General features: G+C 42.3%; 21 protein-coding genes. 12 read left to right on the forward strand and 9 right to left on the reverse strand.

Annotated features, from left to right (window positions below):
* Window positions 1–105: 105 nt before the first annotated feature.
* The 7 genes from trmB (at window position 106) to OLM34_RS03940 (ending at window position 7,792) form a co-directional block, all read left to right on the forward strand.
* Window positions 106–849 carry a tRNA (guanosine(46)-N7)-methyltransferase TrmB gene (gene trmB / locus OLM34_RS03910; protein WP_264405386.1) on the forward strand — a complete coding sequence of 248 codons (744 nt, stop codon included), beginning with the start codon at window positions 106–108 and terminating at the stop codon, window positions 847–849.
* 78 nt (window positions 850–927) lie between these two features.
* Window positions 928–2,037, forward strand: a complete 1,110-nt coding sequence (locus OLM34_RS03915; RefSeq protein WP_264405387.1) for an Mrp/NBP35 family ATP-binding protein — start codon at window positions 928–930, stop codon at window positions 2,035–2,037.
* Window positions 2,038–2,062: 25 nt separating this feature from the next.
* A complete protein-coding gene (locus tag OLM34_RS03920) occupies window positions 2,063–3,559 on the forward strand; it encodes a potassium/proton antiporter (RefSeq protein ID WP_413777188.1) in 1,497 nt (498 codons plus the stop codon).
* 286 nt (window positions 3,560–3,845) lie between these two features.
* Window positions 3,846–4,580 (forward strand): glycosyltransferase family 2 protein, encoded by a 735-nt coding sequence (locus OLM34_RS03925; RefSeq protein ID WP_264405389.1) that lies wholly within the window; start codon window positions 3,846–3,848, stop codon window positions 4,578–4,580.
* Window positions 4,581–4,583: 3 nt separating this feature from the next.
* The gene (locus OLM34_RS03930; protein WP_264405390.1) at window positions 4,584–5,231 is read left to right on the forward strand and encodes a lipid-A-disaccharide synthase N-terminal domain-containing protein; all 648 of its coding nucleotides are present in this window, start codon (window positions 4,584–4,586) and stop codon (window positions 5,229–5,231) included.
* On the forward strand, window positions 5,221–6,768 hold the full coding sequence (locus tag OLM34_RS03935) for an ArnT family glycosyltransferase (RefSeq protein ID WP_264405391.1): 1,548 nt from the start codon (window positions 5,221–5,223) through the stop codon (window positions 6,766–6,768). Before OLM34_RS03930 ends, OLM34_RS03935 begins: the two co-directional genes overlap by 11 nt.
* 13 nt (window positions 6,769–6,781) lie before the next feature.
* Entirely contained in the window at window positions 6,782–7,792 is a 1,011-nt protein-coding gene (locus OLM34_RS03940) for an NAD-dependent epimerase/dehydratase family protein (RefSeq protein ID WP_320051504.1), read from the forward strand.
* Between the two features lie 51 nt (window positions 7,793–7,843).
* Here the strand turns inward: OLM34_RS03940 and OLM34_RS03945 are convergent, their stop codons facing one another.
* From OLM34_RS03945 to pheS, 7 genes are all read right to left on the reverse strand, one after another.
* Window positions 7,844–10,351 (reverse strand): YfhO family protein, encoded by a 2,508-nt coding sequence (locus OLM34_RS03945; RefSeq protein ID WP_264405392.1) that lies wholly within the window; start codon window positions 10,349–10,351, stop codon window positions 7,844–7,846.
* Between the two features lie 84 nt (window positions 10,352–10,435).
* Window positions 10,436–12,496 (reverse strand): methionine--tRNA ligase, encoded by a 2,061-nt coding sequence (metG, locus tag OLM34_RS03950; RefSeq protein ID WP_264405393.1) that lies wholly within the window; start codon window positions 12,494–12,496, stop codon window positions 10,436–10,438.
* A 243-nt stretch (window positions 12,497–12,739) separates the two neighbouring features.
* A complete protein-coding gene (locus OLM34_RS03955) occupies window positions 12,740–13,828 on the reverse strand; it encodes a VIT1/CCC1 transporter family protein (protein ID WP_264405394.1) in 1,089 nt (362 codons plus the stop codon).
* 49 nt (window positions 13,829–13,877) lie between these two features.
* The gene (sufB, locus tag OLM34_RS03960) at window positions 13,878–15,329 is read right to left on the reverse strand and encodes a Fe-S cluster assembly protein SufB (RefSeq protein WP_264405395.1); all 1,452 of its coding nucleotides are present in this window, start codon (window positions 15,327–15,329) and stop codon (window positions 13,878–13,880) included.
* 313 nt (window positions 15,330–15,642) lie between these two features.
* A complete protein-coding gene (locus tag OLM34_RS03965) occupies window positions 15,643–16,509 on the reverse strand; it encodes a DUF3298 and DUF4163 domain-containing protein (protein WP_264405396.1) in 867 nt (288 codons plus the stop codon).
* Between the two features lie 11 nt (window positions 16,510–16,520).
* Window positions 16,521–17,603 (reverse strand): DUF4831 family protein, encoded by a 1,083-nt coding sequence (locus OLM34_RS03970; RefSeq protein WP_264405397.1) that lies wholly within the window; start codon window positions 17,601–17,603, stop codon window positions 16,521–16,523.
* Window positions 17,604–17,869: 266 nt separating this feature from the next.
* On the reverse strand, window positions 17,870–18,889 hold the full coding sequence (gene pheS, locus OLM34_RS03975; protein ID WP_264405398.1) for a phenylalanine--tRNA ligase subunit alpha: 1,020 nt from the start codon (window positions 18,887–18,889) through the stop codon (window positions 17,870–17,872).
* A gap of 156 nt (window positions 18,890–19,045) precedes the next feature.
* Here pheS and tilS point away from each other — a divergent pair, with 156 nt between their 5' ends.
* From tilS to serS, 3 genes are all read left to right on the forward strand, one after another.
* The gene (gene tilS, locus OLM34_RS03980; protein WP_264405399.1) at window positions 19,046–20,362 is read left to right on the forward strand and encodes a tRNA lysidine(34) synthetase TilS; all 1,317 of its coding nucleotides are present in this window, start codon (window positions 19,046–19,048) and stop codon (window positions 20,360–20,362) included.
* A gap of 110 nt (window positions 20,363–20,472) precedes the next feature.
* The gene (locus OLM34_RS03985; protein WP_264405400.1) at window positions 20,473–20,610 is read left to right on the forward strand and encodes a hypothetical protein; all 138 of its coding nucleotides are present in this window, start codon (window positions 20,473–20,475) and stop codon (window positions 20,608–20,610) included.
* A gap of 109 nt (window positions 20,611–20,719) precedes the next feature.
* On the forward strand, window positions 20,720–21,991 hold the full coding sequence (serS, locus tag OLM34_RS03990) for a serine--tRNA ligase (RefSeq protein ID WP_264405401.1): 1,272 nt from the start codon (window positions 20,720–20,722) through the stop codon (window positions 21,989–21,991).
* 85 nt (window positions 21,992–22,076) lie between these two features.
* On the opposite strand, the gene OLM34_RS03995 is transcribed toward serS, so the two are convergent.
* The gene (locus OLM34_RS03995) at window positions 22,077–23,732 is read right to left on the reverse strand and encodes an ArnT family glycosyltransferase (protein ID WP_264405402.1); all 1,656 of its coding nucleotides are present in this window, start codon (window positions 23,730–23,732) and stop codon (window positions 22,077–22,079) included.
* Window positions 23,733–23,991: 259 nt separating this feature from the next.
* Between OLM34_RS03995 and panB the strand changes: the two genes are divergently transcribed.
* Window positions 23,992–24,822 (forward strand): 3-methyl-2-oxobutanoate hydroxymethyltransferase, encoded by an 831-nt coding sequence (gene panB, locus OLM34_RS04000; RefSeq protein ID WP_264405403.1) that lies wholly within the window; start codon window positions 23,992–23,994, stop codon window positions 24,820–24,822.
* A gap of 30 nt (window positions 24,823–24,852) precedes the next feature.
* Here the strand turns inward: panB and OLM34_RS04005 are convergent, their stop codons facing one another.
* Window positions 24,853–25,344, reverse strand: a complete 492-nt coding sequence (locus tag OLM34_RS04005) for a type I restriction enzyme HsdR N-terminal domain-containing protein (protein ID WP_264405404.1) — start codon at window positions 25,342–25,344, stop codon at window positions 24,853–24,855.
* Between the two features lie 35 nt (window positions 25,345–25,379).
* Between OLM34_RS04005 and OLM34_RS04010 the strand changes: the two genes are divergently transcribed.
* Window positions 25,380–26,153, forward strand: a complete 774-nt coding sequence (locus tag OLM34_RS04010; RefSeq protein ID WP_264405405.1) for an AMP nucleosidase — start codon at window positions 25,380–25,382, stop codon at window positions 26,151–26,153.
* Window positions 26,154–26,158 lie beyond the last annotated feature (5 nt).

Raw genomic sequence — 26,158 nt, forward strand, 5'->3', positions numbered from 1 at the left:
AATTAAAAAAAGATACTTTTTATCGATAAATAGCAAAAAAGGTATAGGGTTGATATTTGACGTTAAATTCGTAATTTTGCAAAAGAAAATCGAAAATATTCCGAAATGGGAAAGAATAAGCTATCCAAATTTGCCGATATGGCCACTTATCCTCATGTTTTTCAATGTCCGTTCGAAATGCTGAAAAGCGAAGGTTTTCCGTTGAAAGGGAAATGGAATAGCTATTTTGAAAACAATAATCCCATGGTATTGGAACTTGGATGCGGAAAAGGCGAATACACTGTTGGATTAGCCCGTTTGTTTCCCGAAAAAAATTTTATCGGTATCGATATAAAAGGAGCACGCATGTGGAAAGGGGCCACTGAAGCGCTGAAAGAAAATATCACAAATGCGGCTTTTTTGAGAACACAAATCGAATTTATTACTCATTTTTTCGCGGAGAATGAGGTTTCGGAGATATGGATTACATTTCCCGATCCGCAAATGAAGAAAACGAACAAACGGCTGACTTCTACTCGTTTTATGGAAGAATATAGTCGTATTCTTAAACCCGGCGGAATAGTACATTTGAAGACCGACAGTGATTTTCTTTACACCTACACGAAAGCTATGATCGAAGAAAATGAACTTGAAATCGTTTTCGATACAAACGATCTGTATCATTCGGGAATTGACGACAAAATACTGCATATTCAAACTTTTTATGAACAACAATGGCTTTCTCGTGGTTTAAACATTAAGTACCTTGCATTTCGATGTCCGAAAAAGGCAAGTTGGTCAGAACCCAAGGTAGAGATCGAACGCGACAATTATCGGAGTTACAAGCGAAATGCTCACCCGAGTAAATGATATAAAGACTATTTCAATTACCCGGAAGTAAAGATTTAAATTTTTTCATTATCTAATAGATAACCAATAAATTAAATTATGACAATATATCCACAACTTATTCTTGATGCACTCAAAAACGTCAGGTACCCGGGAACGGGGCAGGATATCGTTTCTGCCGGCATGGTTGCCGATAATATTCGAATAGAAGGGAATAAAGTGAGTTTTTCGCTTATAGCGGAAAGGCCTAACGATCCGTTCATTAAATCACTGGTTAAAATGGCCGAACAAGCTGTTTTAACTTATGTAAACAAAGATATCGATATCAAAGGAAATATATCGGTAAAATATAAGCAACCACCCCGTCCGGCTCTACCGGAATTGTTGCCGGGTGTAAAAAACATCATTGCAGTTGCATCGGGCAAAGGTGGTGTGGGGAAAAGTACGGTTTGCACCAATATGGCAGTGGCTCTGGCCATGAAGGGGTATAAGGTTGGCTTGCTCGATGCCGATATTTTCGGACCTTCGGTTCCAAAAATGTTGGGTGTAGAAGATGCTTCTCCCCTGTTGGAAAAAAAGGAGGGCAGAGATCTGATTGTTCCGATTGAAAACTACGGCGTAAAAATGCTTTCCATCGGATTTTTCGTCAAAAAGGAAAATGCCGTGGTGTGGCGTGGAGCCATGGCGAGCAATGCGTTGAAACAACTTATCGGTGATGCCGATTGGGGCGAATTGGATTATTTTCTCATCGATTTTCCTCCGGGAACCAGCGATATTCATTTAACACTTGTGCAAACCATACCCATCACCGGGGCTGTGATAGTGAGTACGCCACAGGAAGTGGCGCTTGCCGATGCACGAAAAGGAATCGACATGTTTTCGAACGATAAAGTTAATGTACCCATCTTAGGTTTAGTCGAAAACATGGCATGGTTCACACCTGCCGAACTTCCTGAAAATAAATATTATATCTTTGGGAAAGAGGGTTGCAGACGATTGGCAGAAGAATCCGGTTATGCCTTACTGGGTCAGATACCTATCGTTCAGAGCATTCGAGAGGGTGGAGACGATGGCGTACCGGTGGCTCTCAATGCCGACAGCATTACCGGCATGGCTTTTTCCGAACTGGCGGATAATCTTATCGCTGCTGTGGATAAACGCAATCGCGAATTGCCGCCCACCCGAATCGTTAATGTGATCATGCGATGAATCTGCAATTTTCAACAAGAATTTGATGCCTATGGCCGTTTCGTTCGAATTTTTTTTACTGTTGGCATCAGTACTGCTTTTCGTCAGCATTTTTGTCGGCAAAACGGGATATCGTTTCGGCATCCCCGCTTTGTTGCTGTTTCTTCTCGTAGGCATTCTTGTTGGCAGCGATGGCGTTGGAATAGAATTTCGCTCACCTCATCAAGCGCAGTATATAGGAATAATCGCCTTAAACATCATCCTCTTTTCCGGGGGTATGGATACCCGGTTTTCCGAAATAAAACCGGTGATTCTTCCCGGTGTGATTTTGTCGATAGCCGGTGTTTTGCTTACCGCTCTCATTACGGGTGTTTTTATTTATTGGTTGACAAACAATGTAATACAAACCGTCACCTTTTCGCTTATCGAATCGTTGCTCTTGGCAAGTATCATGTCGTCAACCGATTCTGCTTCTGTTTTTTCCATTTTGCGGTCAAAAGGATTGACTCTCAAGCAGAATCTTCGTCCGCTGCTCGAATTGGAGAGTGGCAGTAACGATCCCATGGCTTACATGCTGGTGATTCTTTGCATTCAGCTTTTGCAGTCAACTGCCATTCAACCGGGGAAAATTATCTTTTCTTTCTTTCAGCAATTGATAATCGGTGTGTTGGTAGGGGTAATACTGGGCAGATTGGCTGTGTATCTGATTAATCATATTCATTTAGAGTATGAAGGTTTGTATTCGGCATTGCTGGTTGCGGTTATGCTTTTTCTGTTCGGCTTTTCTTCCGTTTTGGGAGGAAACGGTTATCTTGCTGTTTATATAGGGGGACTTTTAATTGGCAATCAGCGTTTTGTATATAAGCGCAGCATGATGAAATTTTTCGATGGCTTAACATGGCTGTTTCAGATCATTATGTTTTTAACATTAGGACTCCTGGTGAATCCGCATGAACTGTTGCCTATTGCCGGAGTGGGAATCTTAATCGGTTTGTTCATGATTCTTGTTTCGCGTCCGCTATCGGTTTTTTCGCTCTTGTTGCCGTTCAAGAAAATTACGTTCAAGGGCAAATTGTTCGTTTCTTGGGTCGGATTACGTGGTGCTGTACCCATCATTTTTGCCACGTATCCTTGGATAAGTGGAGTTGAACAGGCCGAGACCATGTTCAATATTGTTTTTTTTATCACCATACTTTCTTTGCTTTTGCAAGGAACATCCGTACCGTTGATGGCTCGTTGGCTTGGTTTAGCTGTTCAGAACAACAGTGAACGCAAACCTCAACTGAAAGAGTTCGATATCGATTTGTCGGACGAAATTAATTCGGCAATAGCGGAAATAGTGATAACGGAAGAAATGCTTAAAAACGGCAACCGACTATCGGACCTTGCATTGCCGGATAAAGTGCTGGTTACCATGATAAAGCGAAGTGGCGAATATTTGGTGCCACGAGGAAACACATCACTCGAAGTTGGGGATATCGTTTTGCTGATTGCCGATAACGAACAAGCGTTGATGGAAACGTATCGTCAATTGGGACTGTAATCTTATTTTCCATCCGGCTAAATCCAACTTGATGGGCAATGCTCCGACAGATGTTTTTCCATTATACAATTGTTCCCCTTTCGTTTTTTTGCTAATTTTGCAGCTGTAGCGTCGAAACAATCCCTTAGGCTGTTTTGGCATTAAAAATAAGCCGCTGAGAATTGGATAGTTAAAATTATTCTCTGATAGGAGTACGAATACAAAGAGGGTAAAATCACGGGATGATACACTCGGGCACAATAGACGCGATTTGTATTCCCACATGCTAAAATATTGAAATAGAATAGTGGAAAATCAAACAAAAAATTACGGGTTTACCATTCTTGTTCCTGTATATAATGAAGAGGAGAATATCTATTTATTGGAAGAAAAATTGCAGCACTTTCTTCCGCAATCCCTTTATCCTGCCTGTGTGGTTTTTGTAAATGATGGTTCTACAGATGACAGTTTAAATCGAATTCGTGAAATATGTGAGCGAAACAACGATTTTTTTTATCTGAGTCTGGAAAAAAATGGCGGGCTCAGTGCTGCTCTTAAAGCGGGGATCGATTATACCTTTTCAGCCTATGTTGGATATATGGATGCCGATTTGCAAACCGATCCCGAAGATTTCAATCTGTTGTTGAATGAGATCGAAGCCTATGAAATGGTGACGGGAATCAGGGCAAACCGGAAAGATTCTTTTTTTAAAAATCTTCAGTCGAAAATTGCCAATGGCTTTCGCAGGATGATGACCAATGATGGCGTTTCGGATACGGGATGCCCGCTGAAAGTCATGCATACCGATGCGGCTAAAAAAATGCCGCTTTTCAATGGGATGCACCGTTTTTTGCCGGCGTTAATTTTGCTGCAAAACGGAAAAGTAAAACAAATTCCCGTACGTCATTATCCCCGCATGGCCGGCAAATCCAAATATCATTTGTGGAACCGTTTGACGGGACCTTTTATCGACTGCTTTGCCTATCGATGGATGAAAAAACGTTACATCAACTATGTTGTGAATGACACCAATTTGAATTAACTTATGCAACAGACTCAGATTTGGGTTTTTGGAATCGGATTATTGGCGCAACTTTTTTTTTCTGCCCGTGTCCTTTATCAATGGATCGTTACCGAAAAGGCCAAAAAGGTGCTTTCTCCTCCGGCTTTTTGGGTATTAAGTATTTTGGGATCATATCTGCTTTTTATTTATGGCGTACTTAGGAACGATTTTGCCATTATCCTCGGGCAATTTTTGTCGTACTACGTTTATTTATGGAACCTGAATATGCAGGGACTATGGATAAAAATTGCCAATATAGTTAAAGTGATTTTATTGTTGACCCCTGTAGCTGCTGCAGCATATATGCTTCGTGATTTATCGGCGTTTAACGTTACTTTTTTTCATAATAAAGATGTTCCCATGTGGCTGTTGATCTTTGGTTCGATCGGGCAGATGATTTTTTCTCTACGATTCGTTTATCAATGGATTTATGGCGTACTTCATCACTGTTCTGTTCTCCCTCTTGGTTTTTGGGTTTGGAGTCTGATAGGTTCATCTATTATCATCATCTATGCCATTTTTCGTCTCGATCCCGTGTTAATACTTGGGCAATCTTTCGGCTTCGTTGCCTATATCCGAAATATCATGATTGGAAATAAACACAAAAAAACAGCATTGAATGAAAACTAAATACCTCTATCTGTTTTGGTTTATCGCGTTGTTACCTATTATGATAGGGCGTGATTTCACACCGGACAACGAGTTGCGCTATTTGAGTATTGTGGATGAAGCGTTGCGTAATGGCACTATATTTACTTTTTCCAATCAGGGGGTGATTTATGCAGAGAAACCCCCATTGTATTTTTGGCTGATGATGATAGGCAAGGTATTGCTGGGTGGTCATCATATGTGGTTCCTGTCACTGTTGTCGTTTGTTCCGGCTCTCGTAATTTTGATAACGATGACGCGGTGGATACAGAAAGAAAACAAAGCGAATGAACAAACTGCCTTGCTGATATTGATGACATGCGGTTTATTTGCAGGTCTTACCATATTTGTTCGCATGGATATGTTGATGTGTATGTTCATCACCTTATCTCTTTATACTTTTTACAGAATGTATAACGGTGAAAACCGAAAAAGGGATGAATATCTTTTTCCGTTGTACGTTTTTTTGGCCCTTTTTTCGAAGGGCCCGATCGGACTGTTAGTCCCATTGATTTCAACGATCCTCTTTTTGCTGTATAAAAGGAAATTGCACACTGTTAAACGATATTGGGGATGGAAAAGCCTGTTGATTATTTTAACAGGATGTATGGTTTGGTTTACCGGTGTTTATATGGAAGGAGGGAAGGAATATCTTGACAATCTGGTTATTCATCAAACGGTGGGCAGAGGCATCAATGCATTTCATCATAAAGAACCCTTTTATTTTTATCTAATTGCCATGTGGTATTCTCTGGCTCCGTGGTCATTGTTGGTTGTGGGACTCATCATTGCCGGATTGTTGAAAAAGAAAATCAATACAGATCTCGAACAATTTTTTGCAATTATTATTCTTTCAACTTTCATCATGTTATCCATCATCAGTTCCAAATTAGCGGTTTATTTGCTTCCCATCATTCCCTTCTCCGTTTATCTTTCAGTATTACTGCTAAACACATTCGATAATCAATCTCGTTGGATAAAAATTGCGATTGCTTTTCCGGCTGCACTTTTTATAAGCGTTCTACCGGTAATTTTTTATTTGAAACGCATGGAAGAAACGGCTTTTCTGGGTTTAGTGCCGATTATTATTGCAGGAGGAATATTAACCATCAGCGGATTAATGGTTCTCTATTTATTATATCATAAGAAAAAAATCTATCGTGCTATTTATACGTTGGCCGTCGGTTTTTTATTATCGGTATTTGTGGCCGGGTGGTCAATGCCTGAGTTAAACAAGTATTTGGGATGGGGTGAATTATGCAAAAAAGCGAAAATATTGGCACAAGAAAAAAAGATAACAGATTATTATGTCTATAATATACATCGTGCCGAAAATATGGATGTGTATTTGGGAAAAGATATAAAAATAATTGGGAAAGAAGATCTTATAAAATCTATCACAACCACGGGCATAGTTTTGCTTCCCACAAAAGAAATAAAAAAAGACGAAAAGCTTCGTTCTATTATCGAACGAAAGGAACATTATGCAATTGGAAATTACGCCGTTGTGGTTTTTTAAAAACAGCATGATGATGAAAATATTGGTTACCGGTGCTGCCGGATTTATCGGATATCATACCGTTTGTCGTTTGACGGATCAAGAATACGAAATAGTCGGTATAGACAACATCAATTCCTACTATGACGTGGAACTGAAATATGCCCGTCTTCAAGAAGCCGGAATAGGGAAGAAGGAAATAAAGCCTAACGAATGCATTCAAAGCAAAAAGTTTCCGTCTTATCGTTTCATGCAATTGGATGTTACAAACAAAGACGATCTCCGTGCTCTTTTCGAACGCGAAAATTTTACGCATGTTGTTCATCTTGCGGCACAGGCCGGCGTAAGGTATTCATTGGAAAATCCTTATGCATATATCGATTCCAATATTGTGGGATTTGTCAATTTGTTAGAAGCATGTCGGCGGTATAAAGTCGAACATTTGGTTTTTGCCGGTTCCAGCAGCGTATATGGTGCAAATACGAAGACCCCTTATAAGGAATCGGATCGGACGGATTCGCCGGTAAGTTTATATGCAGCAACAAAAAAAGCGAACGAACTAATGGCTTTTACTTACAGCAAACTCTATGGCATTCCGACTACGGGAATTCGTTTTTTTACGGTTTACGGACCTTGGGGACGTCCGGATATGGCACCTTCACTGTTTATGTCGGCCATTTTGGCGGGAAAACCAATCAAAGTTTTCAATCACGGCAATATGGATCGCGATTTTACTTATATCGACGATATTGTGGAAGGACTTTTAAAAATTATTCCTTCACCTCCCAAAAACGAAATACCGTATGCCATATACAATATGGGCTGCTCGTCACCCGTAAAACTTATGGATTTTATTGCAACCATCGAAAATATCACGGGTAAAAAAGCCATAAAAGAACTGATGGATATGCAGCCGGGAGATGTTATCAGCACTTATGCCGACACCTCCCTTCTTGAAAAAGATTTCGGCTACAAACCTTCTACACCAATCGAAATCGGCATCCGTAAATTTTACGAATGGTTTACGCAATTCTATCGGTTTTGAACCTTATCTTTTATCTTCTACGACAATGTTTAAATGTTCAATATTCGATTTTTAAGAACGTAAACCCGCTTTGATTTCTTTCCACACCGTTACGATGGCCGTCAACAGCATCAGGGCAAGAGCTATATAAGCAATGGCGTCGGTAATTTTGATGCTCGGCGGATCGAATTTAAATACGATTTCGTGTTTCCCTTCCGGAATAGGCAGAGCACGCAACGTATAATTTGCCCGCAACATGGTTGCCGGCTTTTCGTCAATGGTGATTTGCCACCCTTTGGGATAATAGATTTCCGAGAAAACGGCTAACTCGTCTTTTTTTGCATCTACCCGATAATCGAGAAAATTGGAATCGTAAGACTCCAACCAAATGGAAGAGGCTGAATCTTTAGGTGTAACGGAAAATCCGTCGAGAAGCGATGCAAACTGTTTATCGGCTACAGCCCGGTTATGTAAATCGATTTTCCCTAATGCATCTATTTCTTCATCCGCATTGTTTACAAACATAATCGTATCCACAAACCATGCATTTCCCTGATAATAAGGATTGGCTATCGGTAATGTACCACCTCCTTCAGCCGGCATGATAATCCATTTGGTGTTCAGCATATTCAAGACCTTGAATCCTTCGGTATTCACCGAATCCAATCGGCCTTGTGTACGAATAATATCGTTTTGCAATGCCATCATTTCCTTAAAGAGATGCACATCAATCAGATCCTGATACCTGCGCAATTTTGCCGGATGATATCCGCCGATACATTTATGCCAATAAGGGGTTATACCATCATTGAAAGTACTGGTAGCCAAGTTGAGTACCCGATAGTATTTAGTGGTATCGCGAAGGATATATTCATCGGTGGGCGTTTTAACGAAAGCTTGTTCCACATTGGTCTTTGGGATAAAATGACTATCGTTCAGATAACGTTTGTCAACCGTCCACAGATCGATAAGGCAGAGAACAAGAATAGCGCCTACGGCAGTTTGAGCTTTTAATTTACGATTTGCCATTGTATAGAGCAGGAGAGTGCCAATTACGATAATGGCAACACTTCGCCATGCATCGGCAGTAAACATGGCTATCCGCATGTCGGTCAGGTTTTCGATAATGGGGCGGATATGTTCTGCAGGAAGCGTTTGCAGTGCTTGCATTTCGCTGCTCGAAATAAATGAAGGGAAAAAGAGTTTCGGCGCAAGGGCAAACAACACCGCAATACCTCCGGTGAGGCCGAGACTGATATAGAGGTATTTTAGGTTGTTTTTCAATGTTTCAGGCTTCTTAATCAGCTCTTTTATCGTTAGAGCGGCAAGTAGCGGGATACAAAATTCGGCTATGACAAGAATTGACGAAACCGTACGAAATTTATTGTATAAAGGAATGTTGTCGATAAAAAAGTTGGTCAATCCCATGAAATTTTTACCCCACGAGAGCAAGATTGAAAAAAGGGTACCGGCAAGAAGTGCCCATTTCATGGGACCTTTTACGATAAAAAGTCCCAGGATAAACAGCGTCAACACAAAAGCCCCGACATACACAGGACCGGATGTCCCCGGTTGTTCTCCCCAATACTGACCGATTTGGCTATACAGCTGACGGTATTCGGGTTTTGCCTTGCTCATGGCCTTCGGGTTTTCCGAAAGAGGAACCGAAGCTCCGCCTTTGGCATTGGGAATGAGTAAAGTCCACGTTTCGCCAATACCGTAACTCCATTGGGTTATATAATCGCGTTCCAATCCGTTATCGGTTTTGTTGGCTTCACCATGAAGCGATAGTTCCGATTTTCCCCGCATCGTTTCTTTGGAATATTCGTAGGTATGATACAAGTTCGACGTATTGGCCAATACGCCGATCAAAGCCGCAATGAGAATTACTCCGGTAGCTTTAAAAAAATCGGGTAATGTTTTATTCTTCAGGGCATCTGCAAAAAAAGCAAGAACCATAAAAAACATCACAAACAAAAAATAATAGCTCATCTGAATGTGGTTGGACGAGATTTGAAAAGCAACAAATACCATGATGAGCAAGGCTCCCAACAAGTATTTTTTTCGATAAGCATATACCAATCCCGCAATAGTGGGCGGAATATAGGCCAGTGTAACAAATTTCCAGATATGTCCTGCGGCAATGATAATCAGAAAATAGGAAGAGAAAGCCCAAAGAATGGCACCCAATGCACTGATCAGCGGCGAAGCATCAAAAGCCCGCATGAGTATATAGAATCCCAAGAGCATGATAAACAGCAGATATACATAATCGGGCAAGAACAAAGAATAGACTTTCTTTGCGTTGTCTTGAGGTTTTGTGGAATTGTAGGTTGGCGACATTTGGTAAGTGGGCATACCCGAAAACATGGAATTGATCCATCGGGTGCGTTCGCCATTATGGCGTTCCATGTAATCGCGATGTTCTTTCCCTTGGCCAATTGCAGCCAACGAATCGTGTTGGGCAATAACTCTCCCTTCAAAAACAGCCGGCGAGAAATAGGCAAAGGATATAACAACGAATACCGCGATAGCAATCAAATCGGGCAAAAATTTTTTGAAAACGGTAAAATTTCTCATTCGGTTTCTGTATTTATTGCAGCGTAAACGAATAATCTACCTGCAAGATTAGGTTATGTTTCAGGATTCTCCACTCCTGTGTTATCAGAATACCCGGCTTCCGGGCACTACATTTTTCGAGGGCTCAATCAGCGTAAAAGAACCATCGGCATTTTCTGCCGAAAGAATCATGCCTTCCGAAAGGAGGCCGCGCATTTTTTTGGGTTCCAAATTGGCGATAAAACACACTTGTTTGCCCACCAATTCTTCGGGATGGGGATACCATGGAGCAACGCCCGAGAGAATGGTGCGTTTTCCCTGTCCGTCATCCAGCAGGAAACGAAGAAGTTTGTCCGACTTGGGCACTTTTTCGCATTCCAGCACTGTTCCTACCCGGATATCGATTTTTTCGAACACGTCAAATGGGACATTTTCTTTAACGGGTGCCGGCTTATAGGTTTTTGTTTCGTTGGCTTTTTTCGTGTCCCGCAATCGTTGTATCTGTCTTTCAATAATTTCGTCTTCAATTTTTTCGAAAAGCAATTCCGATTTTCCCAGTTCATGACTGACCGGCAAAATATCCGTGTCTCCCAAACGATCCCAAGACAAGGTGTCGATTTGGAGGAATTGGCGTATTTTTTCTGCCGAAAAAGGCAAAAAGGGTTCAAAAACAATGCTCAAATTCGCAACCATCTGCAATGCCGTATAAAGAATGGTGGCCGTACGTTCCCTATCGCTCTTAATGGTTTTCCAGGGTTCGGTTTCCGCCAAGTATTTATTGCCGAGATGGGCAAAATTCATGGCTTCCTGTTGCGCTTCGCGAAAACGGAAATTATCGAGATTCTTTTCTACTGCTTTTCTTAAATTGCCCAATTCTTCCAACGTTTTTTTGTCGTAATCGGTAAACGCGCCGGGAGACGGAACTTTATTGTCGAAATGTTTTTGGGTAAGCACCAACACACGGTTGATAAAGTTTCCGAGAACGCCTACCAATTCATTATTGTTGCGAGCCTGAAAGTCCTTCCACGTGAAATCGTTATCCTTCGTTTCGGGTGCAATGGCCGTCAAAACATAACGCAACACATCTTGTTTTCCGGGAAAGTCCTCAAGATATTCGTGCAGCCAAACCGCCCAATTGCGTGAGGTCGATATTTTTTCTCCTTCAAGATTCAAAAATTCGTTGGCCGGCACGTTATCCGGCAGGATAAATGAACCTTCGGCTTTAAGCATCACGGGAAAAATGATGCAGTGAAATACGATGTTGTCTTTCCCGATGAAATGGATAAGACGGGTTTCGGGATCTTTCCACCATTTTTCCCAATCGCCGTATTTTTCGGGATTATTCAGACATAATTCTTTTGTATTCGAGATATATCCGATCGGGGCATCAAACCACACATACAGCACCTTGCCTTCCGCACCTTCCAGGGGTACGGGTATTCCCCAATCCAAGTCGCGACTGACGGCACGGGGTTGAAGCCCCAAATCGAGCCACGATTTGCATTGTCCATACACATTGGGCCGCCATTCCTTATGTGCTTCGAGGATCCATTTCCTGAGCCATTCTTCGTGTTTGTTCAAAGGCAGATACCAGTGTTTGGTTTTGCGCATGACCGGAACGCTTCCGCTCAACATCGATTTGGGGCGGATAAGCTCGGTAGGACTGAGCGACGTTCCGCATGCTTCGCACTGGTCGCCATAGGCATTTTCGTTACCGCAGACAGGGCACGTGCCGGTGATATAGCGGTCGGCAAGAAATTGCTGCGCTTCTTCATCATAATACTGCTCGGTTTCCATTTCGATAAATTCTCCTTTTTCGTATAACTTCAAAAAGAAATCCGATGCCGTTTTATGGTGAATTTCCGATGTGGTGCGCGAATAAATGTCAAACGAAATACCGAATTTTTCGAAGGAATCTTTTATCAAGTAATGATATTTGTCCACAATATCCTGAGGCGAAACACCTTCGTTGCGGGCTTTTACCGTAATAGGAATGCCATGTTCGTCCGAACCTCCGATAAAAATGGCTTCTTCGCCTTTCATTCGGAGATAGCGGGCATAAATATCGGCAGGCACATAAACTCCGGCAAGATGTCCGATATGTACGGGACCATTTGCGTAGGGTAGTGCCGATGTAATCAGTGTGCGTTTAAATTCTTTTGCCATGATTGAATACTGTGTTGAAAAGCTTTCGGCTGCAAAGATACGAACTTTAACCGTTTTTTGATTATTTCAAGCAGAAATATGGAAGAGGACAACCGGGAATTTATTTTGCTGTTAGTGTTTCGCTATGTATGATCTCAACAGGCGTGTTTGATAAACAGAACTTTCGTCCAAAGGGATGGTTGTATCTCTCCAAAGCGGCATCATAAGCAGCCTGTGTTGAAGCCTGTGGAATGTTCAACATTTTCATGACCCGATTAATGCTCCGATGCCGAAAGTAACGGCAGCTGCGGCCATGCCGACAAGGAGTTGACGGAATCCCGAATACCACACGCTTTTACCGGTGAAAAGCGTTATGGCAGAGCCGATGAAGAACAAACCGAATCCACTGAAAATTGCGCTGAGAAGGACGGCCGGCATGCCGGAAGTGAAAAAGAACGGGATTACCGGAATAATGGCACCGATGGAAAACAAGATAAATGAACTTATTGCGGCCTGCATGGGAGATCCTTTAAGCTCATCGGGGTTAATACCCAATTCTTCTTTCACTAGTACGGCATGAGCATGATCTTTGTCTGAAATAATTTCCCGAGCAAGTTTCTCTGCCTGGTCGTGAGACAACCCTTTTGATTGATAAATGAGAACCAATTCTTTTTCTTCTCCTTCCGGTGCGAGCTCGAGTTCCTCTTTTTCAATATTGATTTGGTTTTCATATAATTCCTGCGAACTCTTTACCGATATCCATTCGCCCAGTGCCATGGATAAGGCGCCGGCAAGCAATCCCGAAATCCCTGCAAGCAAAATCGATTGCTGGCTGCTTGCTGCTCCTGCAAAGCCCATCACCAAACTAAAATTCGACACCAGTCCGTCATTCCCGCCCAACACGGAAGCGCGTAAAGAATTTCCTCCAATGGTATGATGACGTTTTTCCAATCGGGCAATGTTGTTGCCGGAAAGTGGATATTTACGGTTGAGAACGTTTTGAAGAATAAAAACATGGGCATAATCGGTAAGAGAAGGAGTGGATTGTTTTTCTTTTCTTGCTTTGACAAGCGCCGACGAAATCCCTTTTTCGGTGTCCAGCAATACACCAAGTACATAATCGTTGCCGAATATTTTTCCAATCAAATTTAATATTCGTGCCCGCAGAGAAGGCTTGGGTAATTCGGCGAGATTAAGCTGGCTTTCCTTGATGAAAGCCAATGCATGACCTTTTTCGATGTCGCGCAACTCTTCAAATATTCTTTTCATCTCCGGGTCTTCTTCCCTTGCGGCAATTTCTCCGTAGAGGTAACCGGCATCCACTTCGGTTTGAATATCTTTTTTTGAGATCATACGTTATCGAAATTCGTATTTTACAGTAAAAACCTGTTATTGAAATTCCTTATCCAACACTTCCTTCCAAGCTGATTTGCAGCAGTTTTTGTGCTTCAACGGCAAATTCCATGGGGAGTTTGTTCACCACTTCCTTCACATATCCGTTCACGATGAGTCCGATGGCTTCTTCTTCGCTCAACCCCCGCTGATTGCAATAGAATATCTGATCTTCGCTGATTTTCGATGTAGTTGCCTCGTGTTCCAAAATAGCCGTGGGATTTTGAATGTCGGTATACGGAAAAGTATGCGCTCCACAATGATCGGTTAGCAACAAGCTGTCGCATTGGGAGTGATTGCGGGCATTTTTTGCCTTCTTCGTAATTTTCACCAAACCGCGATAGCTGTTCTGACTGTATCCGCCCGATATCCCTTTACTTACAATGCGACTGCGAGTATTTTTCCCCAGATGAATCATTTTAGTGCCGGTGTCGGCTTGCTGAAAATTATTGGTTACGGCCACCGAGTAAAATTCGCCTACCGAATTGTCACCGGCCAGAATGCACGAAGGGTATTTCCACGTGATGGCCGAACCTGTTTCTACCTGCGTCCACGATATTTTGGAATTGTTTCCCTTACAAAGTCCGCGTTTAGTAACAAAATTATAGACTCCGCCTTTGCCCTCTTTATCGCCCGGATACCAATTTTGAACCGTCGAATATTTTACTTCGGCATTCTCTAAGGCAATAATTTCCACAACCGCGGCATGGAGCTGATTTTCATCCCGCATAGGAGCCGTACACCCTTCCAGATAACTTACGTACGCACCGTCGTCGGCTATGATCAGCGTGCGCTCAAACTGGCCGGTTTTGGAGGCATTGATGCGGAAATAGGTGGACAATTCCATCGGGCAACGAACTCCCGCCGGAATATATACAAATGAACCGTCGCTGAATACTGCCGAGTTAAGGGCGGCATAAAAATTGTCTTTATAGGGAACGACCGTACCGAGATATTTCTTCACCAAATCGGGATGATGGAGCACCGCTTCACTAAATGAGCAGAAGATAATTCCCTTTTCGGCCAATATTTCTTTAAAGGTGGTTTTTACGGATACACTATCCATAACAGCATCGACAGCCACTCCCGCCAGTTGCTTTTGTTCCTCGAGTGGAATTCCTAACCGTTCGAAGGTCTTTATCAATTCGGGGTCGACTTCATCCATACTCTGCGGACTTTTTTTCTTTTCGGGTGCAGCGTAGTAAATGATATCTTGAAAATCGATAGGCGGAATATTCAGGTGTGCCCAGGTGGGTGTTTCCATCGTCAACCAGTGACGATAAGCTTTCAACCGAAAATCGAGCAACCAATCGGGTTCATTCTTTTTTTCAGAAATCAACCTTACTACCTGTTCATTCAATCCTTTCTCGATGAATTCGGTGGGTATATCTGTCGTAAATCCGTATTTGTAATCGCTCTTGGCCAACTTGTTCAAGAGCTGATCTTGATTCGTTTCTTCCATCGAAATGTAATTTAAAACGGGTTTTCCCCGTGTTTATTTGTGAGTCTGCTTTTAAAAGTCCAAAATACTGAAAAATAATTTTTTAAAATTCTGATTTTCAAGTATATTTTTTGCTCATTTTTGATAAATAAGACTTATTCAAGTGGACTCATTTATTCTTAAACGTTTACGCAAAACAAACAAAAAGTACATTTTGTTTACTTGCATCTAAAAATGAAACGTTTTGCCTATCCGCTACAACTCTCCGAACGATGCGTGATTTATATACCTCCATCTAAAAATGCGATTTCGTTTAAAAGGCCGAGTACCCATTCTATTCTTCTTTTTTGGGAAAGAAGCGTTCGATTATATTGTCCGGTTTCAGGATCGAAGTCAGCTCTTCATAAGGAATCGTAACATCAATCGTACCCATGGAGTAGGGTGCTATTTCGTATTGGTTATACGTATAGTGCAAACCGTAATCGTCCATCCAAAAATTATTGTTCGGAGCAATGTCTTCAATATTGAAAAAACCTTTGGCAAGAAGCGAATCGGGAGAAGTCACCTGATATTTCTCCATCAACGAGCGCAAAATAATATCGGTAAGCGGTTTATAATAATCGGGAGTAAAAAGATCTTCCTCCGAAATGGTTACCAGGTCATTGAGATCGATATTGTAATACACTATTCGGTATGAACCGTGTGCCCCTCCCGTATAATCGCTATATTCCACGGCATAACTCAACAATGAATCGTTTTGAAACATGATTTTGTTGGAAATTTTCAGCTGGTAATAATACCATACCGGTGTTTTGCCCTCCGGCAACCGATTTTTGTCGGAATAATAATCGTTAGACAATGCCCGATAACCGGCAATGTAGCTTTCCAAATATTTGTCTACTGCTTGCTGCGGACTCAACGAATCGTATTGTGTATCGTTGAAAAACGTACCAACAAAAATTTGTTGCAATCGTGCCAAATCCTCAGCCGTTCTGAATTTAACGGGGTAAATAAATTTGATATCGACATCGGCATAAGGTACGGTAGTATCATTTTCTTGCACCAAAGGAATTTGCTTTGCTACTACAATCGTATCAAAGGTAAGAGCGGTTTCGGATTTTTGTCGGATATTTTTACAAGAAAAAAACATAGTTGTAATAAAAATGGCAAGCGATGCAGCCACGATATGGTTTTTGTTCATTTTAAGATTTTTTATTGTATAATTTGCTTTATTGCTCCAAGTTCAGGATAAAAAATGATTTGAATGGGCTTTTTACAACTGTCGAACATTTTTTTGGTCAGCACTTCTTTCGACCCAAATTGAACGACATCGACCTCCGTTTCTTTTATGATTTGGTTGTTGTATTCCATTTTCAGATCGGCTTTGGAAGGAATATTATACACCAACCCTTCTGTCAATTTTTTTTCCAGTTGCTGCAATTCCTTTTCTGAAAGCCGCATTTCGGGTTTAGGCGTTTTGTTCGTCAACGACAAGTAAATCGGCGCTCCCGCCAAATTGTCGGCATCCACAAGTCCTAACTTTGTCGAAAAACGGGCAATTACCTTTCTTTCGATATTCATATCATCGGGAACAAAGGTTATATCCGAAGTAAACGTTTCGGTTTCAACGGTACCCGTAAACAGTTCGGTGAGTACTTTTTCCTGCAGATTCAGCTGATCCATTACCACTTTGTAGGCTTCTCCGTCGGGTGGCATGTTTTCGGCTTCCCCGATGAGAATGTCGTTACGGCTGCGACGCAATTCGAGAATCTGTTTTGCAATCAGCTCGGCTTGTTTGGCGGTTGAACCGGCCATAAGTGTTTCCTCCGAAAAAAACCGACGAGCATCAACCGGTTGTTGGTTGGCTTTTGGAGCTTGTTCCGCCGGCACGGCAGGTTTCGTTTCAGGCATGGCATTTATCGAGCAAATCAAACCCTCTTCCGTCAAATACACAAAAGGTTCGATTGTATTGGGACGGAATTCTACCATAAACGAATGGGTTTTATCGGGAATACCTTTATTGGCAACAGCTACATTTTCCAACGAATAGACGGTTCTGTTTTCGTTTATCGGATTCTCGATACCCAAATATCGTCGTGCATACTGATAAAATTCTCCGCGTCGATAGGTCGTCTTTTTTGTTTTAAAAGTAATGACAAATGTGGTTTTCGGCAGGGAATAAACCACACCGTAATCGTTGGCCTTAACGGCATCGATACGAATGGTTTTCTGCGAAAAAACGTCGGAAAACAAAAAAACGGTGAAGAAAAATAAAAGCGCATATCTTCTTCTCATCTTGCTGTAGTTTTATATATTACCATTACATCAAATCTATATCAAATTCACCTCTTTGTGAATATCCTTTTACGATCCCGGCAATTTATGCAGGTCATCTCCGCACCAAGTCCGTACCAAGGCTGCACCATCCTCGCTCCAAGTCCGCTCAATAATCTTCATTCGAATCCTATAAATACGTTAAACTATTTTTCTATCGATGGGTTGAATGGGATGTTTTGTTCCCTGCTTAGGAGCGAGGATGAAGCGGCCTTGGTACATCGCTATCAATATGCCGATTGGAACTGTTCCAAAAACCGCACATCGTTTTCGGAAAACATCCGCAGATCTTTTATCTGATATTTCAGGTTGGTGATACGCTCGATTCCCATTCCCAAAGCGTATCCCGAGTATATTTTGCTGTCGATGCCGCAGTTGTCGAGCACATTGGGATCGACCATGCCGCAGCCCAAAATCTCTACCCATCCGGTATATTTGCAGAAAGGACAGCCTTTTCCTCCACACAAATTGCACGATATATCCATTTCGGCACTGGGTTCGGTAAACGGGAAATAGGAGGGACGCAAGCGAATGTCGGTTCCGGTGCCAAACATTTCTTTAGCAAAGAAGAGCAGCGCTTGTTTGAGGTCGGCAAACGACACGTCCTTATCGATATACAGGGCTTCTACCTGGTGGAAAAAACAATGGGTACGATACGAAATGGCTTCGTTTCGATACACTCTTCCCGGGCAAATAATGCGAATGGGAGGTTGTGTTTTTTCCATTACCCGTGTCTGTACCGATGAGGTATGGGTACGGAGCAGGATGTCGGGATTATTCCGGATAAAGAAGGTGTCCTGCATATCGCGCGCCGGATGATCTTCGGGAAAATTCAACGAAGTAAACACATGCCAGTCGTCTTCAATTTCGGGACCTTCGGCAATGGAAAAGCCCAATCTTTTGAATATGTCGCATATCTCTTCTTTCACGATAGATAGGGGATGACGCGTACCTAAAGGTATAGGATAGGCCGTTCGCGATAAGTCGAGATCGGAATAAGCCGTTTCCCTGTCTTCAAATTGTTTTTTAAGGGATTGAATTTTATCTTGTGTTTTTTGTTTCAATTCATTAAGCAACATGCCTACTTCCCTTTTCTGATCGGCCGGAATGTGGCGAAATTCATCCATCAGGGAAGGAATCAATCCCTTTTTGCTTAGATATTTAATACGGAGTGCTTCTAATTCGTCTAAAGTGGATGCCGATAAATTCTCAATTTCGGCAAGGAGTGATTTTATTTTTTCTATCATCGTGTATAAAATTCTACAGCGTAATCTTTATTTTTTACAAAAATACATTTTCCTGGGCGATTAGCCAATATTTTCGGTAAAAGATTTGCAAACATGGGGTTGAGTATCGGTTCTAAATTCGTACTTTTGTGGGAGCAAAACACCGAATAAATAGGGATGATCGAAAAAGTTCGCAGTTATATTCAAGAAAATCGATTGTTGGCTCCAGAAGATCGCGTAATTGTTGGATTTAGCGGGGGGATGGATTCCGTTACCTTGCTCGATGTACTTTTGTCGTTGGGATACAGCTGCGTGGCAGCACATTGCAATTTTCATCTTCGCGGAGAAGAATCCGAACGCGATGCCGCATTTGTGAAGCGGTGGTGTGAACATGTCGGAGTAGAACTGGTTTCGGTGGATTTCGATACCCGTCGGTACGCAACCACGCATAAAATTTCCATTGAAATGGCAGCACGCGAATTGCGATATACCTGGTTTGAAGACATACGCAAAGAACATCATGCCCAGGCTGTTGCGGTAGCACATCACCGCGATGATTTGGTGGAAACAGTGTTGCTGAATCTTATTCGTGGAACAGGCATAAGGGGGCTTACCGGCATCCCACCCAAAAACAACTTTATCGTACGACCTTTGCTGGGTGTTTCGCGCGACGAAATTGAAGTTTATGTTGAAGAGCGAAAATTGCCGTTTATTTTCGACAGCAGCAACAGCGACGATGTTTTCGTGCGAAATTTCCTGCGGTTGAACGTCATGCCTCTGCTTGAAAAAATCAATCCGTCGGTTAAAAATGCCATTTATCGCACGGCACAACATGTTGGTGAAGCAAAAAAAATCTACGATTTTTATGTGGAGACTCAAAAAAAAGCGATTTTTGTCGATAACCGTATCGATATCGACAAACTCAAAGCGACCCTCTCGCCTGCCGCTATGTTGTTCGAAATACTTTCGCCTTTGGGTTTCAATGCTTCGGTAATCGAAGATATTTGTCGACGTTTGGACAGTATACCGGGTAACGTGTTTTATTCGAATGATTATCGGTTGATCAAGGATAGAAACAAGCTTATTTTGGACAAAAATACAGATAAAAAGCCTCAACAGGAAGAATACTTGATCGATAAAGTTTCACAAGAGATTACCGATCCCATTCGTTTAAAAATCAATTTTTTATCGGGGGATATAGTTATTAACAAAGATGCCCGTTTTTTGTATGCCGATGCCGATAAACTCTCCTTTCCATTAACCCTTCGCAAATGGCAGTCGGGCGATTGGTTTGTCCCCTTTGGTATGAAGGGGAGGAAGAAGCTGAGCGATTTTTTTACCGATCGAAAATTCAGTCTTGTCGATAAAGAAAATGCCTGGGTGCTTACTTCGGGTGAAAACATGGTGTGGATTGTGGGAGAGCGCTCCGATGAGCGATTTAAAGTTACCGAATTTACTGAAAATGTTATGGTTGTAGAATTCATTAAGGATTAGTGAGGTGACTTTTCATTTTTCTGTGAAAATTTTTTCGTGTTTTCGTGCAACTTTTTCCCGATTTTTACATTATAACTATAAAGGAGTATATTTAAATAAGCCACTGAAATATGAAAGCAAGTGATTTACGCGACATTTTTGCGATAGCAACATTAACGGGATTTGCATATTTGATGCTTCGCAGTTACCGTATTCGAAAAAAGAAAGAGCGCGAATTAAAAGATTTTGCCCATTTACAACTTTTCTGACCGGCAGAATCGGCAGAAAACAATAAAGGTGATTTCAACTGTTTTTCGTGCAAAGTTTTTTCTTACCTTTGCATGTTAGAAAACGACAAATAGTTGAAATTGCTTTTTTATGCTTACACTAAAGACAATAAACGAAAATCCGGAAGAGGTAATTCGTAAACTTGCGAAAAAAAATTTCGATGCCAAAGCGCTTGTTGATCAAATCATCGAATTGGATAATGAGCGAAGAAGCACTCAGGCTGTTCTCGACAGTACATTGGCCGAAATCAATTCCCTTTCCCGCTCAATCGGGAAGTTGCTCAAAGAAGGGAAAAAAGAAGAAGCTTCGCAAATTCGAGATAAAGTAAGCAAACTGAAAGAAACATCCCGTAGTTATGACGATACCCTGAAAGAAACCGAAGAAAAAATACAAAATCTCCTGGTACTTCTTCCCAATCTTCCCCATGATTCGGTTCCCGAAGGAAAATCGGCAGAAGATAATGTGGTTGAAAAAACCGGAGGAAAAATGCCGGAACTCCCTGCCGATGCTCTTCCTCATTGGGAGTTGGCCGGAAAATATGATATTATCGATTTTGAATTGGGCGTTAAAATCACCGGTGCCGGCTTTCCGGTATACAAAGGGAAGGGAGCACAGCTGCAACGTGCACTCATCAATTTCTTTTTAGACAAGGCTCGCGAAGCCGGCTTTGAAGAAGTGCAGCCACCCTATATGGTTAACGCTGCATCGGGATTTGGAACAGGACAACTGCCCGATAAGGAAGGACAGATGTATCATGTGGAAATCGATGATCTCTATTTGATTCCTACTGCCGAAGTGCCTGTCACCAATATATATCGCGATGTAATTCTCGACGAAAAAGACCTACCCATAAAAAATACGGCATATTCGGCTTGTTTCCGTCGCGAAGCAGGTTCGTACGGAAAGGATGTACGCGGACTCAACCGCCTGCATCAGTTCGATAAAGTGGAAATTGTCTGCATTGAAAAGCCCGAAAATTCCTATGCACGTCTGCGACAGATGGTGGACCACGTACAAACATTGGTCGATGCCTTGGAATTACCGTGGCGCATTCTTCGTCTTTGTGGTGGCGATATGAGTTTTACGTCGGCTCTGACGTTCGATTTCGAAGTATTTTCTGCTGCACAGAAACGGTGGTTGGAAGTAAGTTCGGTGTCGAATTTTGAAAGTTATCAGGCCAACCGACTGAAATGCCGCTACCGCGATGCTAACCGCAAAATCCACCTTTGCCACACCCTCAACGGCAGTGCTTTGGCCTTACCCCGTATTGTAGCGGCCTTGCTCGAGAACAACCAAACGCCCCACGGTATCCTCATCCCCGGCGTATTGGTACCTTATACCGGCTTTGATCGCATCGATTAAGAAAAAGTTTGCCGGGCATACGTTGTGGTGGGCTTTTAATTGCCGACTATCTTAACGATATCGGCTTAGGAACAAACAATTCAAGTTATTTCTTTTTTACAAGATAAACCTCTTTTGTGAGGCTTTTGTTGTATCGATGACTGTCCGGTTTTTGCCAGTTGTTGTCGAAGGTTCCCAAATATTCTGCAGTTACCTCCAAATTTTCAAGTAAATCCGGTGCCGGTTTTTCGCTGACAAGAACAAAAGGCAATGCAGCATATACCGCAGAATCGTTTTTGAGATCGATAGGGGTGATACTCCTTCCTGCCTCATATACCAATTCCATTCGGATGGTTCCCTCTTCTTCCGGATAACGGAATGGGAGTCCTTGCACCTTGGGGTCGTCTCTCAACGCACTGATGCTGTGCCTGTTTTCATTGACAAACAATCGGGTGACCGGTTGGTAATAAAACAGGATGAAACTCATCATTATTAAAACGGTACCCAAAAATATCCTGTTCGGGAATATACCTTTTTTTCCGTATAATCCAATGAATAAATAGATTGCGATTGCCCAAAATACAAATGATGGAAGGATGAGATGGAAAAACAAATCTATATGGCCATCTTTTGCAAGAAAGTATATTCCGATGGGCATGATCAGCGATATGACGGCAATTAGCGTTCCGTTTATCCGCAATACAATTTTTTCCCCTTTGCTCATACCATTAACATTTTTCATGGAATACCATAAATAAAAAGCAATATTGATGGCTCCGGGAATAAGCATAGGCAACAAATATCGGGGTTTCTTTTCGGGAATCAAGGAAAGCAAAATCAGAGCCGCGAGTGTCCAGATTACGGACAGGCGGAATATATTGCGAGGTTCCGAGATTTCTTTACGAAAGTAATGGAAATAATAAAAGAGGGAAGTAACCCAAAAAAGCGCCCAAATGCCTGCTTCAGCAGGAAATTGCCAATAATACCACAGCGGCCTCACATTGTGGCTAAGCCATGCCCCCGATTCTTTAGCTGCTACAGCCGAGCCGGTTTCGGGATGGAAAGCGGCAATATAAGCCGGCCACCAGAAGGAAACGATAAGGGTAAGCAAGATCATGCCGATAAAAGGTGCGGTTTTTCCTTTCAGCGATGGTTTTTCTACGATAATAAAAGCGATGAGAAACGGCAAGAGTAAAGCATAAAAAGATACCGGTCCTTTGCTTAGGAAGGAGAGCCCCATGAAAAATCCGGCGAGCAGAAACCTTAACCATTGTTTGCCTTCCGACTTGAAAGCTCCCCATATAAAATAGATGGCACCCAGCATAAAGGCATGGCAATAGATATCCCACGTGGCATTGCGCCCCATCATTACCGGATTGTAGCAGGTGGCCAATACCAGTGCTGCCATGAATGCGAGAAAAGTTTCACCGGTAATCGTGCGAACCAGCAGGAACAAGAAAAGCACCATTATCGTTGCCGCAACACCGGCTGCCGAACGTTGTGCAGCAAGATTATGTGGAAATGCCTGTTCAATTACGGCTGCAATCCACGTGGGCAAGGGTGGTTTTTCCAAACGCAACTCCCCATTCATGGTGGGAATCAAATAATTGCCCGAGTTTACCATTTCCCGTGCCGTAACAAGGTTGCGGGATTCCATTAAATCGGCAGGAATGGCGTCATTGTGAACAAAAAAAGAAACGAAGCAAACCGATAAGATGATTAAACAGAGAACGGGTAAAGAAATTTTTGAGTCAGGATTCATCCGGTTATGAAATAGTATTGTTTTGTTTTATTCGAAAAAAATCAATTGATGGCCACATGGATTCTTGCAAGAAGGCCAAATTAATGAAAGGCAAATGTATAAATTTTTGATTTGATATCTCCATGTTTTGTGCAAAAATACAAGATCAAAGGAAAAAATGGATCGTGAGTGGTCGCAAAAATCTTTTCGTCTCAAATCGGCATTTCAAAAAGAAAAACCGTACCTTTGTCTTGTCTAAATCGTTTAAACAATTAAAATCATGGCGGAAGAAATACCTCAATTATTCGAAGACAAAAGAAAGGTTACCACTTATCGTTTACAGGAAATGAAACAGCGGGGTGAAAAAATAGCCATGCTTACCGCTTACGATTATTCGATGGCCGGTATTATCGATCAGGCCGGTATGGATGTGATCCTGGTGGGCGATTCTGCATCGAACGTGATGGCCGGCAATGTCACTACCTTGCCGATTACTCTCGACCAGATGATTTATCATGGCAAGTCGGTGATGAAAGCCGTAAAACGGGCTATGGTAGTAGTGGATATGCCTTTTGGCAGCTATCAGGGAAATCCCATCGAAGCTGTGGCTTCGGCCGTGAAAATCATGAAGGAAACGCAAGCCGATGCCGTGAAGCTGGAGGGTGGAAAAGAAGTCTTGGAGTCGGTTACCCGCATTTTGAGTGCGGGAATTCCCATCATGGGCCATCTGGGGCTGACGCCTCAATCCATCAACAAATTCGGCACATATACCGTACGGGCACGGGAAGAAGACGAAGCCAACCGATTGATTGACGACGCGCATCTGCTTCAGGAAGCGGGATGTTTTGCGCTGGTGCTGGAAAAGATTCCGGCCGAATTGGCAAAACGCGTGGCTTCTGAGCTCGAAATTCCCGTTATCGGGATCGGAGCAGGACCTTATGTCGATGGTCAGGTGTTGGTGATGCACGATATGCTGGGTATCAATAAAAATTTTTCGCCTCGTTTCTTACGTCGGTATGCCAACCTTTTCGATGATATTACCAAGGCGGTTCAGTCCTACATAAAAGACGTTAAAACTACCGATTTCCCTTCGCCGGAAGAGAGTTATTGATCTTTAGCAGCGAAGAATGTTACGTGCAGCTCACGTTGATGGAAGGGGACGATCTTGGGTGATCGTGAAATAGTCGGGAATTTCCCGCAAATAGCAGAACGTTTGATTTTCATAATCCATTTTACAACAGTAATGTACCAATCCGTTGGAAACAGTCAAGTATTTTACGCGCAAAACGCTGTTGTAACGGGCAATCTGATCAAAAACATCCCGCGTAATGGTTATTTGGGGGCTTTTATATTCCAAGATCATCAGCGGTTCCAAGCGATTATTATACACTACTGTATCACAGCGTCGCGTCATGGAGTTCAAGGTTATAGGGATTTCGTTTGCCATCAGCGAAAGGGGATATCCTTTTTTCGCAATGAGATAATGAACAAAATGTTGACGCACCCATTCTTCGGGTGTCAACGCTACATATTTACGCCGCAACTTGTCGAAAATGACAAGTCCGCTGTCGGTTTCCAAAATTTTCGCATCAAAAGGAGGTAAATTTAGTATGTAGCGATTATCTTTGTCCATAAATTGATACGATAGAAAACAAAATTAGCGTATTTATGAAAACCAAACAAGAAATTGTTGAAAATTGGCTGCCTCGCTATACCAAAAGGGCTCTGAAAGATTTTACCCCATATATCCTATTGGCAAATTTCCAGAAATATGTGGAAATATTTGCCGATCATTTTGATGTACCCATTGTCGGGCTAGACAGCAACATGCCCAATGCGTCGGCAAACGGAATTACCATTATCAATTTCGGAATGGGAAGTGCCAATGCAGCCACCATCATGGATTTGTTGAGTGCCATTACGCCACGGGCTGCACTTTTTCTGGGCAAATGCGGAGGATTGAAAAAACGAAGCGATTTGGGCGATTATATCTTGCCCATTGCTGCTATTCGGGGAGAAGGTACATCCAACGACTACTTTCCGCCCGAAGTACCTTCGTTGCCGGCTTTCAGTTTATTGCGTTCGGTTTCTTACAATATTCGCGATTTTAATCGGGAATACTGGACGGGAACGGTCTATACCACAAACCGCCGTGTTTGGGAGTATGACGACGATTTCAAAAATTATCTGCGCCGTATTCGTGTGTTGGCGGTCGATATGGAAACGGCAACCCTTTTTACCTGCGGATTTGCCAATCATATCCCCACCGGTGCTTTATTGCTTGTTTCGGACCAACCCATGATTTCTTCAGGGGTAAAAACAGAAGAAATGGATAAGATTGTTACACAACAATTTGTGGAGGAACACGTGATGATCGGCATTAAATCGCTATCGATGCTGATTCAGGAAGGCGCAAACGTAAAACATCTTCGTTTCGATTGATATAA

This window comes from Anaerorudis cellulosivorans, assembly GCF_025943985.1.
In the GTDB taxonomy this organism is placed as follows: domain Bacteria; phylum Bacteroidota; class Bacteroidia; order Bacteroidales; family Dysgonomonadaceae; genus Anaerorudis; species Anaerorudis cellulosivorans.

Coding starts and splice junctions, on each gene's coding strand:
- trmB (WP_264405386.1), top strand. CDS start 106: ATGGGAAAGAATAAGCTATCCAAATTTGCCGATATGGCCACTTATCCT.
- OLM34_RS03915 (WP_264405387.1), top strand. CDS start 928: ATGACAATATATCCACAACTTATTCTTGATGCACTCAAAAACGTCAGG.
- OLM34_RS03920 (WP_413777188.1), top strand. CDS start 2,063: ATGCCTATGGCCGTTTCGTTCGAATTTTTTTTACTGTTGGCATCAGTA.
- OLM34_RS03930 (WP_264405390.1), top strand. CDS start 4,584: ATGCAACAGACTCAGATTTGGGTTTTTGGAATCGGATTATTGGCGCAA.
- OLM34_RS03935 (WP_264405391.1), top strand. CDS start 5,221: ATGAAAACTAAATACCTCTATCTGTTTTGGTTTATCGCGTTGTTACCT.
- OLM34_RS03940 (WP_320051504.1), top strand. CDS start 6,782: ATGAAAATATTGGTTACCGGTGCTGCCGGATTTATCGGATATCATACC.
- OLM34_RS03945 (WP_264405392.1), bottom strand. CDS start 10,351: ATGAGAAATTTTACCGTTTTCAAAAAATTTTTGCCCGATTTGATTGCT.
- metG (WP_264405393.1), bottom strand. CDS start 12,496: ATGGCAAAAGAATTTAAACGCACACTGATTACATCGGCACTACCCTAC.
- OLM34_RS03955 (WP_264405394.1), bottom strand. CDS start 13,828: ATGATCTCAAAAAAAGATATTCAAACCGAAGTGGATGCCGGTTACCTC.
- sufB (WP_264405395.1), bottom strand. CDS start 15,329: ATGGAAGAAACGAATCAAGATCAGCTCTTGAACAAGTTGGCCAAGAGC.
- OLM34_RS03965 (WP_264405396.1), bottom strand. CDS start 16,509: ATGAACAAAAACCATATCGTGGCTGCATCGCTTGCCATTTTTATTACA.
- OLM34_RS03970 (WP_264405397.1), bottom strand. CDS start 17,603: ATGAGAAGAAGATATGCGCTTTTATTTTTCTTCACCGTTTTTTTGTTT.
- pheS (WP_264405398.1), bottom strand. CDS start 18,889: ATGATAGAAAAAATAAAATCACTCCTTGCCGAAATTGAGAATTTATCG.
- tilS (WP_264405399.1), top strand. CDS start 19,046: ATGATCGAAAAAGTTCGCAGTTATATTCAAGAAAATCGATTGTTGGCT.
- OLM34_RS03985 (WP_264405400.1), top strand. CDS start 20,473: ATGAAAGCAAGTGATTTACGCGACATTTTTGCGATAGCAACATTAACG.
- serS (WP_264405401.1), top strand. CDS start 20,720: ATGCTTACACTAAAGACAATAAACGAAAATCCGGAAGAGGTAATTCGT.
- OLM34_RS03995 (WP_264405402.1), bottom strand. CDS start 23,732: ATGAATCCTGACTCAAAAATTTCTTTACCCGTTCTCTGTTTAATCATC.
- panB (WP_264405403.1), top strand. CDS start 23,992: ATGGCGGAAGAAATACCTCAATTATTCGAAGACAAAAGAAAGGTTACC.
- OLM34_RS04005 (WP_264405404.1), bottom strand. CDS start 25,344: ATGGACAAAGATAATCGCTACATACTAAATTTACCTCCTTTTGATGCG.
- OLM34_RS04010 (WP_264405405.1), top strand. CDS start 25,380: ATGAAAACCAAACAAGAAATTGTTGAAAATTGGCTGCCTCGCTATACC.